The organism is Flavobacterium sp. (assembly GCF_040402835.1).
GTDB lineage: Bacteria > Bacteroidota > Bacteroidia > Flavobacteriales > Flavobacteriaceae > Flavobacterium.
Genome location: NZ_JBBALW010000005.1, coordinates 18,776 through 32,520, shown reverse-complemented (window position 1 = coordinate 32,520; position 13,745 = coordinate 18,776). Strand labels below are relative to the sequence as shown.

At 34.4% G+C, this 13,745-nt stretch carries 12 protein-coding genes; 3 read left to right on the top strand and 9 right to left on the bottom strand.

Annotation, left to right across the window (positions count from 1 at the left end):
* Nucleotides 1-49: 49 nt before the first annotated feature.
* From AC9UEH_RS02905 to AC9UEH_RS02865, 9 genes are read right to left on the bottom strand one after another with little or no spacing between them, the layout of a single operon-like run.
* Nucleotides 50-1,723, bottom strand: a complete 1,674-nt coding sequence (locus tag AC9UEH_RS02905) for a hypothetical protein (protein ID WP_509528204.1) — start codon at nucleotides 1,721-1,723, stop codon at nucleotides 50-52.
* Nucleotides 1,724-1,774: 51 nt separating this feature from the next.
* The gene (locus AC9UEH_RS02900) at nucleotides 1,775-3,148 is read right to left on the bottom strand and encodes an MFS transporter (protein WP_509528203.1); all 1,374 of its coding nucleotides are present in this window, start codon (nucleotides 3,146-3,148) and stop codon (nucleotides 1,775-1,777) included.
* Nucleotides 3,149-3,200: 52 nt separating this feature from the next.
* A complete protein-coding gene (gene uxaC, locus AC9UEH_RS02895) occupies nucleotides 3,201-4,616 on the bottom strand; it encodes a glucuronate isomerase (protein WP_509528202.1) in 1,416 nt (471 codons plus the stop codon).
* A gap of 8 nt (nucleotides 4,617-4,624) precedes the next feature.
* Nucleotides 4,625-5,785, bottom strand: coding sequence for a mannonate dehydratase (uxuA, locus tag AC9UEH_RS02890; protein WP_509528201.1), 1,161 nt, complete (start codon nucleotides 5,783-5,785; stop codon nucleotides 4,625-4,627).
* A 34-nt stretch (nucleotides 5,786-5,819) separates the two neighbouring features.
* Nucleotides 5,820-6,644: an SDR family oxidoreductase gene (locus AC9UEH_RS02885; RefSeq protein ID WP_509528199.1), complete on the bottom strand. Its 825-nt coding sequence runs from the start codon at nucleotides 6,642-6,644 to the stop codon at nucleotides 5,820-5,822.
* 3 nt (nucleotides 6,645-6,647) lie between these two features.
* Complete coding sequence (locus tag AC9UEH_RS02880; RefSeq protein ID WP_509528198.1) at nucleotides 6,648-7,310, bottom strand: beta/alpha barrel domain-containing protein; 663 nt, start codon at nucleotides 7,308-7,310, stop codon at nucleotides 6,648-6,650.
* Nucleotides 7,311-7,314: 4 nt separating this feature from the next.
* On the bottom strand, nucleotides 7,315-7,764 hold the full coding sequence (locus AC9UEH_RS02875) for a NanQ anomerase/TabA/YiaL family protein (RefSeq protein WP_509528196.1): 450 nt from the start codon (nucleotides 7,762-7,764) through the stop codon (nucleotides 7,315-7,317).
* A gap of 9 nt (nucleotides 7,765-7,773) precedes the next feature.
* On the bottom strand, nucleotides 7,774-8,817 hold the full coding sequence (locus AC9UEH_RS02870; protein ID WP_509528195.1) for a PfkB family carbohydrate kinase: 1,044 nt from the start codon (nucleotides 8,815-8,817) through the stop codon (nucleotides 7,774-7,776).
* Nucleotides 8,818-8,873: 56 nt separating this feature from the next.
* Entirely contained in the window at nucleotides 8,874-9,881 is a 1,008-nt protein-coding gene (locus tag AC9UEH_RS02865) for a PfkB family carbohydrate kinase (RefSeq protein ID WP_509528193.1), read from the bottom strand.
* Between the two features lie 171 nt (nucleotides 9,882-10,052).
* Between AC9UEH_RS02865 and AC9UEH_RS02860 the strand changes: the two genes are divergently transcribed.
* The 3 genes from AC9UEH_RS02860 to panB all read left to right on the top strand — a co-directional run bounded on the left by AC9UEH_RS02860 (nucleotide 10,053) and on the right by panB (nucleotide 13,731).
* Entirely contained in the window at nucleotides 10,053-11,096 is a 1,044-nt protein-coding gene (locus tag AC9UEH_RS02860) for a substrate-binding domain-containing protein (RefSeq protein WP_509528284.1), read from the top strand.
* Between the two features lie 141 nt (nucleotides 11,097-11,237).
* The gene (locus tag AC9UEH_RS02855) at nucleotides 11,238-12,665 is read left to right on the top strand and encodes an L-serine ammonia-lyase (RefSeq protein ID WP_509528191.1); all 1,428 of its coding nucleotides are present in this window, start codon (nucleotides 11,238-11,240) and stop codon (nucleotides 12,663-12,665) included.
* A 247-nt stretch (nucleotides 12,666-12,912) separates the two neighbouring features.
* Entirely contained in the window at nucleotides 12,913-13,731 is an 819-nt protein-coding gene (panB, locus tag AC9UEH_RS02850; RefSeq protein ID WP_509528189.1) for a 3-methyl-2-oxobutanoate hydroxymethyltransferase, read from the top strand.
* Nucleotides 13,732-13,745: the final 14 nt, after the last annotated feature.

The window sequence follows — 13,745 nt, the reverse complement described above, 5'->3', positions numbered from 1 at the left end:
TTGATCGAATAGTGAAATTAGTATATTAACTTTTGATACACAAAGAAAATTACTTTAATCGTTTTTTTAATTGGTATTCATATAAAGAGGGAATCTTTGCCATCGACTTATTTATAGATTCCATGTAGGCGTCTGGACCATATTTTACAGTGAAATTTCTGTTGCCATTTATGCCTATTATTCTTGCAAAAGGACCTTCCTCCATTCCATTTAGCTCAATCGGAGTTGTAGAATTATCATCTAATACCTCTATATTAATATTCCAAAAAGTAGAGTAAGCGCCATGTGAAGGCTTCCAATAACTTGCACCGCCACCTGCAAAAAGCGGATAGGTATTGTCCGCATTAGGCGCAAAATGTACTTTTATATTGTCAAATAAATTCTGATGATTGGCACCTGCATGTTGATCTAAATCGGGATCGGTAAAAATCTCACAGTTTTCATAAACATTTTTAGTTGAAAAAGTATTGAAACTTAAGGGATGTACCGCTTTATTATAGACTTTCAAATTTTCGACCAATACATTGTGAACTCCACCCATTGCAACCGTATAATGCGCAATATTTTTCCCTTCAGTTACTATATCTTGAATGGTTACATTGGCAATTTCTTCGGTTAAAATTCCACTTTCCGCGTTATTAATAGTTACATCTTTAACCCAACTATTAAAAACACGGGTTAAAAAAATACCGTTATAACCCTGTTCTATGTGATGAGCAACTCTTGCTGCATCAGGAAAACTGATACGTAAATGCTCAATTCCAACTTCTGATAAATGATTCCATTCTATCAAAAGTGCTTGATAGTTTGGTTTTATATCTATCAATAAAGGTGTTTTAATAGTAACCTTATTTTTAGAAATCGCTGCAATTTCAACTTGCTGGCGAACCAAAGCCAATGTTGGTTGTTTCCAATGAGAATAGCCAACTTTAACTTTTGAATTTTTATATAATGCTTCTATAATATCCCCTTTTTCTCCATCTTTATTGAACAAATCTAATTCAACAACATCGCCCACTTTTAAACCATTTACATCCGAAACAAGTAAAACACTTTCACCTCTTTTTCCTTCAATGACCTTGGCAAGAACTGTTGGTGGAGTATCGTATTTTTCTAGATAAGATTTTACACGTTGGTTTGGAATTTGCGTCCAAATCATTCCTCCCGACCATGCATATTGTGAAAAAGGCAGGTCAATATTATTCTCTTTTTCAACCTGTCTTTTACCAGTTGATGTTAAATATTCACGAAGTTCCGAGAGAGAATCTTGATTTTTTAAATACATCATTGGACGAGGACAGAAAATCTCAGTACCTCTATTTTCAGAACCAGCACCACGTAACACAAAATTACTACGCTCTATATATAAAATATCACTCAGTATTATTCTTCCCGCAGGCAGTTGTAAAACAACATTTCCTTGAACTTCATTAGCCACTTTAAATGCTTTTAGCAATGCTTTAGAATCGTCTAAATTATCATTGGCAATAACGCCATAATCAGTAGCTAAAATTATTTTTTCATTAATTACTGGGATTTTAATATTTCCAAAATGATAGCCCGCATAACTAAAATCGGGTAAGAAATTTTGAGAATAGACCTCTTTCTGACTAATTATTTGGGGAATTTCTTGAGAATAAAGTAGTGTTGAATTAATTATTATTGAAAAAAAAACAACACATTGTCTCGTTATTAAATTAAATATATTAGAGGTTGAATTCATTTTTAAAAATATTAAGTAAATCGTATTAAAAATCTATTTCCAATTAAATAATTACAAGTCATTAATCGGACTGTATTTTGGAACTAATGCTTTCATTACTGACCAAGCTATCAAATAGGCCACAGCGCAAATTGCAAACATAATGGTATAACCTGTTTGAATATGACCTAAACCATCATAATAATCAAATAAAGCGCCACCTAATTTAGATACTAAAACACCTCCAAGACCGCCTGCCATTCCTCCAATTCCTATGATGGAACCAATTGCTTTTTTAGGAAACATATCAGAAACTGTTGTAAAAATATTAGCCGACCATGCTTGGTGAGCAGAAGCTCCAACTCCAATTAATAGTACAGGAATCCAAAAAGTAATATGACCCAATGGCTGTGCCAATAAAACTACTAATGGAAAAATAGCTATAACCAACATGGCTTTCATTCTTCCTTCATAAGGATTGTGTCCTTTATTGATAAAATACATCGGAAACCAGCCTCCACCGATACTCCCAATCATTGTCATGCTATATAAAACTGCCAACGGAAGTACAATATCAGTTCCTTTCATATTAAATTGCGCTTCAAGATATTTTGGCAACCAAAACAAAAAGAACCACCAAATTCCATCGGTCATGAATTTTCCAAATACAAACGCCCAAGTTTGTTTGTATCCTAATAATTTAAACCAAGCTACTTTTTCTTCTTTTGGTGCTTCGATATTTTCGGTAATTAGTGCTTCATCATCGTGGATATAATCGTATTCTGCTTTTGACAATCTTTTTTGTTTTGATGGAATTTCGTAAAATATAAACCAAGCAATTACCCATATAAATCCAATAGCTCCAACGAGGATAAAAGCAAATTCCCAACCATAATATTCTGCAATCACAGGAACTGTTAATGGTGCTAAAATTGCTCCTACATTAGAACCCGAATTAAAAATTCCTGTTGCAAACGAACGTTCTTTTTTAGGGAAATATTCTGCTACAGCTTTTATTGCTGCAGGGAAATTTCCTGATTCTCCAAAACCTAAAACTGCTCGGGACAACATAAATCCTGCAATTGAAATTGGAACTGCTCCAACACCAATCCAAACCATAAATGTTGAAAATGCAGTTCCAACAGGCAACGAATACGCATGCATTATTGCTCCTAATGACCAAACGGTAATCGCTAAAATATATCCTTTTTTGGTTCCTAATTTATCAATTATTCTTCCTGCAAAAAGCATCGAAATAGCATAAATAAACTGGAATACTGCTGTAATATTGGCATAATCACTATTGGACCAATTGAATTCTTTTGACAAACTTGGTGCTAAAAGACTCAATACTTGACGGTCTAAATAGTTTACGGTAGTTGCAAAAAATAGCAAACCACAAATGGTCCATCTGTATTTTCCGATTGATTGATTTGTTTCTTTCATAGTAGTTTTTAGGTTTGGTTAGTTTTTGAATTTATACAAATTCGGGTTTTATTTATTGTTTATTTATATCAAAATAAGCCTCAGCATTTTTATAACAAATAGCTTCCACCGTAGCTCCGATAAGTTTCATATTGTTTGGCAATTCTCCATTTTGAATTTCATCTCCAAGAACATTGCACAAGATACGTCTAAAATATTCATGACGTGGGAATGAAAGAAAACTTCTGGAATCCGTTACCATACCAACAAATCGGCTCAATAAACCAAAGTTAGAAAGTACATTCAATTGTTTTTCCATGCCATCTTTTTGGTCTAAAAACCACCAAGCAGCACCATATTGCATTTTACCCGCCACTTTTCCATCGTTAAAATTAGCCGCCATAGAGGCAAACATTTCACTATCTCGTGGGTTTAAATTATAGACAATAGTATTGGTTAAACCATCGCATTGACTCAATCTGCCGAAAAATTTACTCATATTATCAGCCATATTCAAATCGCCAAGCGAATCAAATCCTTGATCGGGACCTATATCCTGTAACATTTTAGCATTGTTGTTTCTTATAGCTCCAACATGAAATTGCTGCGCCCAAGATTTTTTCTTGTTCATCAAAGCCAATTCAAATAAAACAGCCGATTTGTACTTATTAATTTCCAAAACAGAAACTAATTCGCCTTTCAATGCTTTAGCAAAAATGATATTTACTTCAGTTTCTGTATAATCTTCTCCATAGAAATTAGCATGTCCGTGATCGGAAATTCGACATCCCATTTCATGGAAAAAATCATGTCGTTCTTGAAGCGCTTTTATTAAATTTGAAAAATCAGTTATAAAATAACCAACAGTTTTTGCTAATTTTTGAATCCAATCTACAAATGCTTGCCCTTTTTCCATTTCCGTAGCTTTGTCAGGACGAAAAGAAGGCAAAACTCTAATTTCAAAATTATCATCTTGCAATTGTTTGTGGTAGCGCAAATCATCAGTTGGATCATCCGTAGTTCCCACAACAGCAACATTCATTTTCCGAAGAATATTTTTTACACTGTATTCTGGTTTTTTCAATAAATCAGAACATTGGTTGTAAATGGCTTCCGCAGAATCTGAATCCAATAAAGTGGTGATTCCAAAATAATTTTTCAATTCCAAATGAGTCCAATGGTACAAAGGATTTCTTAAAGTATAAGGAACCGTTTCTGCCCATTTAGCAAATTTTTCATAATCGCTTGCGTCGCCCGTGATGAATTTTTCATCTACTCCATTGGCACGCATTGCTCTGTATTTATAATGATCACCATCTATCCATATCTGAGTTAAATTCTCAAATTGGCGGTCTTCAGCAATATCTTTTGGAGACAAATGACAATGGTAATCAAAAATAGGTTGCGCTTTTGCAAAATCGTGATACAGCGTTCTTGCTGCTTCACTGTGTAGCAAAAAATCATCCGTAATAAATATATTTTCAACCATAATTTATATTAAAATAAACTGCGTTCTATTCCCATTTCTAATCCTCTCAATTCAGCAAGACCTCGTAAACGACCAATTCCTGAATAGCCAGGATTTGTTTTTTTATTCAAATCATCTAACATTTGATGTCCATGATCTGGACGCATTGGAATGATTCTTTTCGTTTCTTTTTGTTTTTTTAGAATGGATTTTACCACTTCATACATATCCACATCGCCTTCTAAATGGTTGGCTTCATAGAAATTTCCTTCGGCATCACGTTGTGTACTTCTCAAGTGAATAAAATTCATTTTAGTACCATGACGATCTACAATTCCAGGCAAATCATTATCAGCAATAACACCGTAAGACCCAGTACACATGCAAAATCCGTTTGAAGGCGAATCAATTGCATTTAATAATTGTATCAAATCCGCTTCTGTACTAACCACTCTAGGCAATCCTAAAATTGGATAAGGTGGGTCGTCAGGGTGAATAGCCATTAAAACACCCGCACTTTCGGCTACAGGAATAATTTCGCGTAAGAAATAATATAAATTTTCTTTCAATCTATTGGCATCAATTCCGTCATATCCTTGAAGTACTTTTAAAAAATCTTCAACAGTATAAGATTCTTCTGCTCCTGGCAAACCTGCAATAATGTTTTGTTGCAATTTTACTTTTTCGGCTTCCGTTAATTTTTCAAAAGTCGCTTTTGCTTTTACTTGATGTGCTTCTGAGTAGGTAGTTTCTGCTCCTGGTCTTTTTAAAATAAACAATTCAAAAGCGGCAAATTCATTGGTATCAAAACGCAAGGCTTTCGAACCATCTGGCATTTCATAAGACAAATCGGTTCTAGACCAATCTAAAACAGGCATAAAATTATAACAAACAATAGTAATTCCACAAGTCGCTAAGTTCTTGATACTTTGCTTATAGTTTTCTATGTATTTCAAATAATCCCCCGATTGCTTTTTGATATCTTCGTGAACTGGAATGCTTTCAACAACAGAAAATGTTAATCCTGCCGCTTCCACTTCATTTTTTCTTTTCATGATTTCGTCAACTTCCCACACTTGTCCATTTTTAATATGGTGCAAGGCAGTAACAATTCCAGTTGCACCAGCTTGCCTAGCGTCAGATAATTTTACAGGGTCATTTGGTCCGTACCATCTCCATGTTTGTTCCATAACTATATGTATTTCGTTTTAAGTGTTATTTTTTTTAAACTCCGCTAAACGCGCTAAAACCGCCATCAATTGGAATAACCACACCCGTCACAAAAGAGGATGCATCATCACATAAATAAAGTGTGGTGCTAATTAAATCTTCCGGTTCTCCAAATCTTCCCATAGGCGTTTGCCCAATAATGGTATTCCCTCTTGCAGTCAATTCACCGTTTCCAGTCGTCAATAATGCACGGTTTTGGTCTGTCAAGAAAAATCCAGGAGCCAAAGCGTTGACACGAATTCCCACTTTAGAAAAGTGTACTGCAAGCCATTGCGTAAAGTTAGATACCGCGGCTTTTGCGCCACTGTATGCTGGTATTTTTGTTAAAGGTGTAAAGGCATTCATCGAAGAAATATTCAAAATGCTACAGCCTTTTTTGCCTATCATGTCTTTTGAAAAAACTTGCGTTGGCAATAAAGTTCCGATAAAGTTTAAATTGAAAACAAACTTTATTCCTTCGGCATCCAAATCAAAAAAAGTTTTGAAACCTTCGGTTGTGTTTTGTAAATCTTCCTCTAATAGAAATGGATTTGAAGTTGTTCCTAATGGGTGATTTCCACCTGCGCCGTTCACCAAAATATCGCAGCTTCCCAATTTTTCATTGACTTCTTTTCTGGCTGCTTCTAATGATTCTTTTTCCAACACATTTGCGGCAACGCCAATCGCTTTACCTCCTGCTGCATTAATTTCGTTAGCAACTGCATCTGCGGCTTCTTTTTTTAAATCTAAAAGTGCTATTTGGTAGCCTTGTTTAGCCAATGCTTTTGCCAATGTACCACACAAAACTCCTCCTGCTCCTGTTATAACTACTGTTTTCATCTTTTAGTTTTTTATAGATTGAATTAAGCCCAATACGATTTTTGTTTCCGATTCGATTGTTGCGTAATCTTTGTCAGCCATTAATTGTTTGCTGATTAATTTACTTCCCATTCCCACTGCCGAAACTCCTGCTTTGAACCAACCGCCAATATTTTCTTTGGTTGTATCTACACCACCTGTTGGCATGAACAATAATTTTGGGAAAATATCTTTAATTCCACTCAAGAAATCGGGTCCTAGCATATTCCCAGGAAACAATTTGATGAAGTGAATCCCAGCATTTTCAGCTGTAATAATTTCTGTTGGTGTCATACAACCCGGGCTGTATAAAATTCCTTTGCTTTTTAAAAATGTAGCCACTTCAGGAACAAAACCTGGACTGATGAAAAAATCAGCACCAACAGCAAAATATTCTTCTGCTTGTTGCAAGTTTTTGATTGTTCCTATTCCCAATAATAAATCAGGCATTTCAGCATTTCTCACTTCCACCATTTTGGTAAAGTTACTCAAAGCAGTTTCGCCACGACTTGTATATTCTACTGCTTTGATTCCTGCTCTGTAAATTGCTCTTAAAACTTCTATTGTTACGGTTTCATCAGCATTGAAATACAACGGAAGCATTCCTTGTTGTACAATGGAATCTGATACTTTTTGGATAGTGCTCATAAATCTATTTTTTAACTTTTATTACTACTTTTTTAATTTCGCCTTCGCCAATCATGGGAGCATGCACATCTGCTGGAAAGAAAATAGCAAATTGTCCGTCTGTTAATTGAAAAAACATGTCGGGTGCATCGCTAAAAAAACGAACATCTTTCTCTGGATTATACGTCCCGTTTTGTGCTACACATTTTTCTCTTGGTTTCCATCCGAAAGTTTCCAATCCTTTTACACAAACTTGTATGTCGATATTATTATCGTGACATTCAAATTTTGCTAAACTAGCTTCTTCTGTTTTTCCGTTTGCTGTATTGACAATTAACTTCAAACCTTCTGGAGTTTCTGAAACGCCTTCGACAAGATTAGCCAAATCATTTTGGTGTAAAAAGTCAAATGCTTTCGCAAAGGAAGGATGCAAACTATAATATTTTGATGCGTTAATTAAGGTATCTATTATCATGATTCTTACTTATCTAGCAACTCTTCCAGAAGCATCGCCACCCATTAATTTATTCACCTCATCAACCGTAACTAAATTGGCATCGCCTTTAATCGTGTGTTTTAAGCAAGAAGCTGCCACAGCAAAATCCAATGCATTTTGGTCGTTATCTGGATAGGTTAACAATCCGTAGATTAAACCTCCCATGAATGAATCACCACCACCTACTCTATCAACGATATCAGTAATTTGATATTGACGAGTTTGTAACATTTCTTTTCCATCGTATAAAACTCCTGCCCATGTATTATGAGAAGCAGAAATCGAACCTCTTAAAGTAGTAATTACTTTTTTGGCTCTTGGGAATTTTTCCATCATTTGTTGACAAACAGACAAGAACGCTTCTGCTTTAACATCATGTCCGTGTGTTTGAACTGCTGCTCCTGATGGTTTGATACCAAAGTGCATTTCGGCATCTTCTTCATTTCCTAAAATCACATCGCAATACGAAGTCAATTCGGTCATGATTGCCTCACGGTCGCCACCATATTTCCATAATTTAGCACGGTAATTCAAATCGGTTGAAATTGTAACTCCTAATTTGCTGGCTACTTTTACAGCTTCCAAACAAGCATCGGCAGAACTTTGTGAGATAGCTGGAGTTATTCCTGTCCAGTGAAACCACTCCACTCCTTGAAAAACTTCTTCCCAATTCACCATTCCCGGTTGAATATCCGACATAGAAGAATGCGATCTATCGTAAACTACTTTGCTTCCTCTTGATACCGCTCCGGTTTCTAAAAAATAAATTCCTAAACGGTCGCCACCCCAAACAATTTTGTCAACACCAACGCCTCTTTTTCGCATTTCCATCATGGCACATTCTCCGATATCATTTTTTGGCAAACGCGTTACAAAATCAACTGGAATTCCATAATTTGCTAATGAAACCGCTACATTCGATTCTCCTCCTCCATAAACAACATCAAAATTGTCGGCTTGTGAAAATCTTAAAAATCCTTGTGGAGCCAATCTTAACATTATCTCACCAAATGTTACTACTTTTTTAGACATGGTCTTACTTTTTAATTGTTATTAATTGTTTAATTTATTTGTTTTTTAATTACGTATTATCTAGACACTCTTCCTCCGCCCGATCCAGTCATAAGGGCTGTTATTTCGTTTACAGTAGCCAAATTAATATCTCCAGAAATGGAGTGTTTCAAACATGCAGCTGCAACAGCAAACTCTAAAGTCGTTTGATAATCCTTTGTCCAGGTAATCATTCCGTAAATAATTCCAGCCATAAAGGCATCTCCTGCTCCAATTCTATCTATAATATGTGAAACATTGTATTTTTGAGAATGCAATAATTGCGTTCCGTTCCAAAAAGAAGCACTTATTCCGTTCGATGAGGCATTGGCGGCTATCCTTTGTGTAGTAACAATATTCTTTAACTTCGGGAATGCTTTCATCCAATTGGCAAAAATCATTTCTTGAGTTTCATTTTCTTTTACTTTAATTCCCAAAACTTTTTCAGTTTCATCTGCGCCTCCCAATAATAAATCGCAATGTTTAACTAGGTTAGGCATAATTTCATTGGCTTCTTTTCCATATTTCCATAGGGTCGGTCTGTAATTTAAATCCGCCGAAATCATCAATCCCATTTTGGAAGCAACTAGCAACGCTTCTTCGCATAATTCTGACAAATCCAACGACAAAGATGGAGTAATTCCGGACCAATGAAACCAATCGGCATCTTTGAAAATCATTTCCCAATCTATCATTCCTTTTTTCAATAAAGAAAAAGAGGAATCTTCTCGGTCATAAACCACTTTTCCTGGTCGTTCCGAAGCACCTTGTTCAAAATAATAAATCCCAAGCCTTTTGCCTTGAATAATGGCCACGGGATCAACACTAAAAGAACGCAACATGCTCAAGGACGATTCACCCAATTCATTTGGAGGAACTGCCGTTATAAATTTTACTGGCAATCCAAATTTAGAAAGCGATGCAGCTACATTAGCTTCAGCACACCCGTAATATAAGTCAAATGAAGTCGCTTGCGTCAATCGTAAATGACTTGGTGGCGACAACCGGAGTAATATTTCACCAAATGTTACAACTTTTTTTGACATATTTAAAGTCTATTTTTAAACTAAAAAAAAATTATTAAAAAAAATATAAAAACGACAATGTATCGTGCACGAACACGGCTATGCAAATCTATAAAAAAAATATTATAATTTACTTTTATTTCAATAATTTTAAATAAAAAATTAAATTTGTAATCTTTAAGGAATGTTTAAATAAAAACAATTGCCATCATAACAATAAAAAAAATTGCGAAACTTGCGAATATCTCTGTTGGGACTGTTGACCGAATTCTACACAATCGCGGCCAAGTTTCTCAAGAAAATATTGCTATTGTAAATGCTATAGTCAAAGATTACGGATACCAACGAAATATTTACGCAAGTAACTTAGCCTTTAATAAAAAATTTAGGATTGCTGTATTTTTACCCCGACACGAAGGATTGGAATATTGGGCAGCACCTGTTTTAGGGGTTAAAAAAGCTGCCGAAGAATTTGAAAGATTTGGAGTTCAAATAGATTATTTTTATTATGAGTACAGTTCTTCAGCATTTAAAAAACTTGCAAAAAAAGTTTTAGAAAAAGATTTTGACGGATTACTATTTGCTCCAATATTTTATGACGAATCATTACTTTTTTTAAAAGAATTCGTAAAGAAAAATATTTCAATAGTGATGATTGATTCCAATATTCCAGAAATTGAAGGACTTGACTATATTGGTCAAGATGCCTATCAAAGTGGCTATTTAGCAGGAAAACTAATTAGTTTTGGCATTAAAACTGAAAATAAAGTTTTAATAATTAAAATAACTCGTGAGATAGAAAGTACTTCAGTATTTTTACAAAGGATAAATGGATTTTATTCTTTTTTTAAAGATACGCTTGGGCTTCCAAATTTTAAATTTTCAGAAATTAGTCTAAAAGATTCTGAATCAAACAAACTTACCCAAAAAATGTTTGATGGAATTAATAGTGTTTTTGTCCCTAATTCAAGGGTTTATATTGTAGCTAAGTTTCTTAAAGAAAATAATCTAAATGAGATTCGTGTTGTCGGTTATGATTTATTAAAACAAAATTTAGAATATCTAAACGAAAATCACATTGATTTTTTAATCAATCAAAAACCAGAAGAACAAGGTTATTTAGGGATTAATCATCTTTACAAAAAATTAGTTTTAAAGGAAGAAATTAAATTAACTCATTATATTCCACTAGAAATTATTGTTAAGGAAAATGCTGTTTCTTTAAAAAAATCTTGAGAATTTGTACAAGAAAAAAAAATATTACACATTACACAAATTTTAATCAAAAATTTAGTCTTTATTATTAAATTCATAATTTTTAGTGTATAAATCTAATATATGCGTCTATTGATTTATATTTGTACCAATTAAAATATTATGGAAGAATGTATTTCTGTATTCGATATGCTAAAAATAGGTGTTGGCCCATCTAGTTCTCACACATTAGGTCCATGGCGAGCAGCAGAGCGTTTTCTTGTTGAGTTACGAGCTAATAATATTTTACAAACAACCAAACAAATTAAAGTCGATTTATACGGTTCTCTTTCCTTAACTGGCAAAGGACACGCCACTGATTCCGCACTTATGCTTGGTTTGAGCGGTCAAGATCCTGAATATATTCCTATCGAAAATATATTTAAAATTATAAAATCAATTGAAGATAAAAACGAAATTTTTTTGGGAAACGAAATGCCAATTCCATTCTATTTCCTTCAAGATATTGTCTTCAATAAAAACTTCCTTCCCTTTCATTCTAATGGTTTAAAATTTACTGCTTACGCAAATGATGATAGTGAATATTCATCAACATTTTACTCAATTGGAGGAGGATTTGTCGTGAAAGAAGAGCGTGAAAATGCGAAACAAAAACTAAAAATAAAATGTGCTTTTCCGTTTCAAATTGCAAACGCAGCAGAACTTTTAGACTATTGTATTAGCGAAAATAAAAAGGTTTCAGAAATCGTTTATGAAAATGAAAAAGCAATGCGTTCCGAAGAAAAAATTCATAATGAGTTGATGCGTATTTGGAATACAATGTTAGAATGTATCTATATAGGTTGCCACTCTGAAGGAATTCTCCCGGGAGGATTGAATGTGAGACGAAGAGCATTTGATATGCATCAGAATTTAATTGGTTTGGCCAATTATGATTCGCCTCAAACTTGGCTTGAAGAAATCAGAAAAACCGAAGTTAAATTTCGTCAAATTTTGAAATGGGTAAGTTGTTTTGCATTAGCTGTAAATGAAGTAAATGCTGCTTTGGGACGTGTCGTTACGGCACCAACCAATGGAAGTGCGGGCGTCATTCCTGCCGTTTTGATGTATTATTTAGTTATCGAAAATCACGATGCTGGCGAGAATGAAATCAAACAATTCTTGATGGTTGCAGGAGAAATAGGAAGTATTTTCAAAAAAGGTTCTACTATTTCTGCAGCAATGGGTGGTTGTCAAGCTGAAATTGGTGTTTCATCATCTATGGCAGCGGCTGCTTTGTGCGAATTAATGGGTGGAACACCAGAACAAGTTTTGATGGCAGCTGAAATTGCTATGGAACATCATTTGGGAATGACCTGCGATCCTATTGGTGGTTTAGTTCAAATTCCGTGTATCGAAAGAAATACAATGGGAGCAATTAAGGCAATTAATGCAGCTGAATTAGCATTAGAAACAGACCCTAAAAATGTAAAAGTACCTTTGGATAAAGTGATTGATACTATGTGGCAAACTGCTAAAGATATGAATAACAAATATAAAGAAACTTCAGAAGGTGGATTAGCAATCGCAGTGAATATGGCTGATTGTTAGGGAAAAGTTTAAAGTTTAATTGGTGAATCAGTTAATCGTTTGAAAGTAAAAGTTAAATCGGTTAATTGTTAATAGGTTTTTTTGACTAATTTAAATATAAACACAGATTTCACAAATTTACACAGATTAAAAATCTAAAATCTGAAATCATAAATCTAAAATTAACCTCCGCATAATTATCTATTTAATCAAACAAATTTGATTATTTTTGCCTAAATTTTTACATAAACCGTAATTCAAAATCATAATGTCAGTAGCTAAAAAAGATTATAAAAGAATAACTACCAAGTCACTTATTGAAATGAAAGCTAATGGCGAGAAAATTTCAATGCTTACGGCTTATGATTATACAATGGCAAAAATTGTTGATACTGCTGGAATAGACGTGATTCTTGTTGGTGATTCTGCTTCCAATGTAATGGCGGGACACGAAACCACGTTACCCATTACTTTAGACCAAATGATTTATCACGCGTCTGGTGTAGTTCGTGCCATCGAAAGGGCTTTAGTTGTGGTAGATTTGCCTTTTGGAAGCTACCAATCAGACCCAAAAGAAGCGTTGCGTTCTTCCATTAGAATTATGAAAGAAAGTGGTGGACACGCAGTGAAATTAGAAGGTGGCAGCGAAATTAAAGATTCAATAAAGAAAATATTAAATGCTGGAATTCCTGTAATGGGACATTTGGGTTTGACCCCACAATCGATATATAAATTTGGAAGTTATACCGTTCGTGCCAAAGAAGAAGAAGAAGCTGAAAAGTTGATGCAAGACGCTAAAATGCTTGAGAAAATTGGATGTTTTGCATTGGTATTAGAAAAAATCCCTGCTCATTTAGCAGCGAAAGTAGCACAAAGTATTTCGATTCCTGTTATTGGAATTGGTGCTGGTGGTGGCGTTGACGGGCAAGTACTTGTAATACACGATATGTTGGGTATGAATACTGAATTTAGTCCACGATTTTTGAGACGTTATTTGAATTTATATGAAGAAATGACTTCTGCAATTGGGCAGTATGTGAAAGATGTGAAATCGAGTGATTTTCCTAACGCAAACGAACAATATTAAAGCCCCCTAACCCC

Excerpts from the sequence above, each read along its gene's own strand:
- AC9UEH_RS02905 (WP_509528204.1), bottom strand. The coding sequence starts at position 1,723 with ATGAATTCAACCTCTAATATATTTAATTTAATAACGAGACAATGTGTT.
- AC9UEH_RS02900 (WP_509528203.1), bottom strand. The coding sequence starts at position 3,148 with ATGAAAGAAACAAATCAATCAATCGGAAAATACAGATGGACCATTTGT.
- uxaC (WP_509528202.1), bottom strand. The coding sequence starts at position 4,616 with ATGGTTGAAAATATATTTATTACGGATGATTTTTTGCTACACAGTGAA.
- uxuA (WP_509528201.1), bottom strand. The coding sequence starts at position 5,785 with ATGGAACAAACATGGAGATGGTACGGACCAAATGACCCTGTAAAATTA.
- AC9UEH_RS02885 (WP_509528199.1), bottom strand. The coding sequence starts at position 6,644 with ATGAAAACAGTAGTTATAACAGGAGCAGGAGGAGTTTTGTGTGGTACA.
- AC9UEH_RS02880 (WP_509528198.1), bottom strand. The coding sequence starts at position 7,310 with ATGAGCACTATCCAAAAAGTATCAGATTCCATTGTACAACAAGGAATG.
- AC9UEH_RS02875 (WP_509528196.1), bottom strand. The coding sequence starts at position 7,764 with ATGATAATAGATACCTTAATTAACGCATCAAAATATTATAGTTTGCAT.
- AC9UEH_RS02870 (WP_509528195.1), bottom strand. The coding sequence starts at position 8,817 with ATGTCTAAAAAAGTAGTAACATTTGGTGAGATAATGTTAAGATTGGCT.
- AC9UEH_RS02865 (WP_509528193.1), bottom strand. The coding sequence starts at position 9,881 with ATGTCAAAAAAAGTTGTAACATTTGGTGAAATATTACTCCGGTTGTCG.
- AC9UEH_RS02855 (WP_509528191.1), top strand. The coding sequence starts at position 11,238 with ATGGAAGAATGTATTTCTGTATTCGATATGCTAAAAATAGGTGTTGGC.
- panB (WP_509528189.1), top strand. The coding sequence starts at position 12,913 with ATGTCAGTAGCTAAAAAAGATTATAAAAGAATAACTACCAAGTCACTT.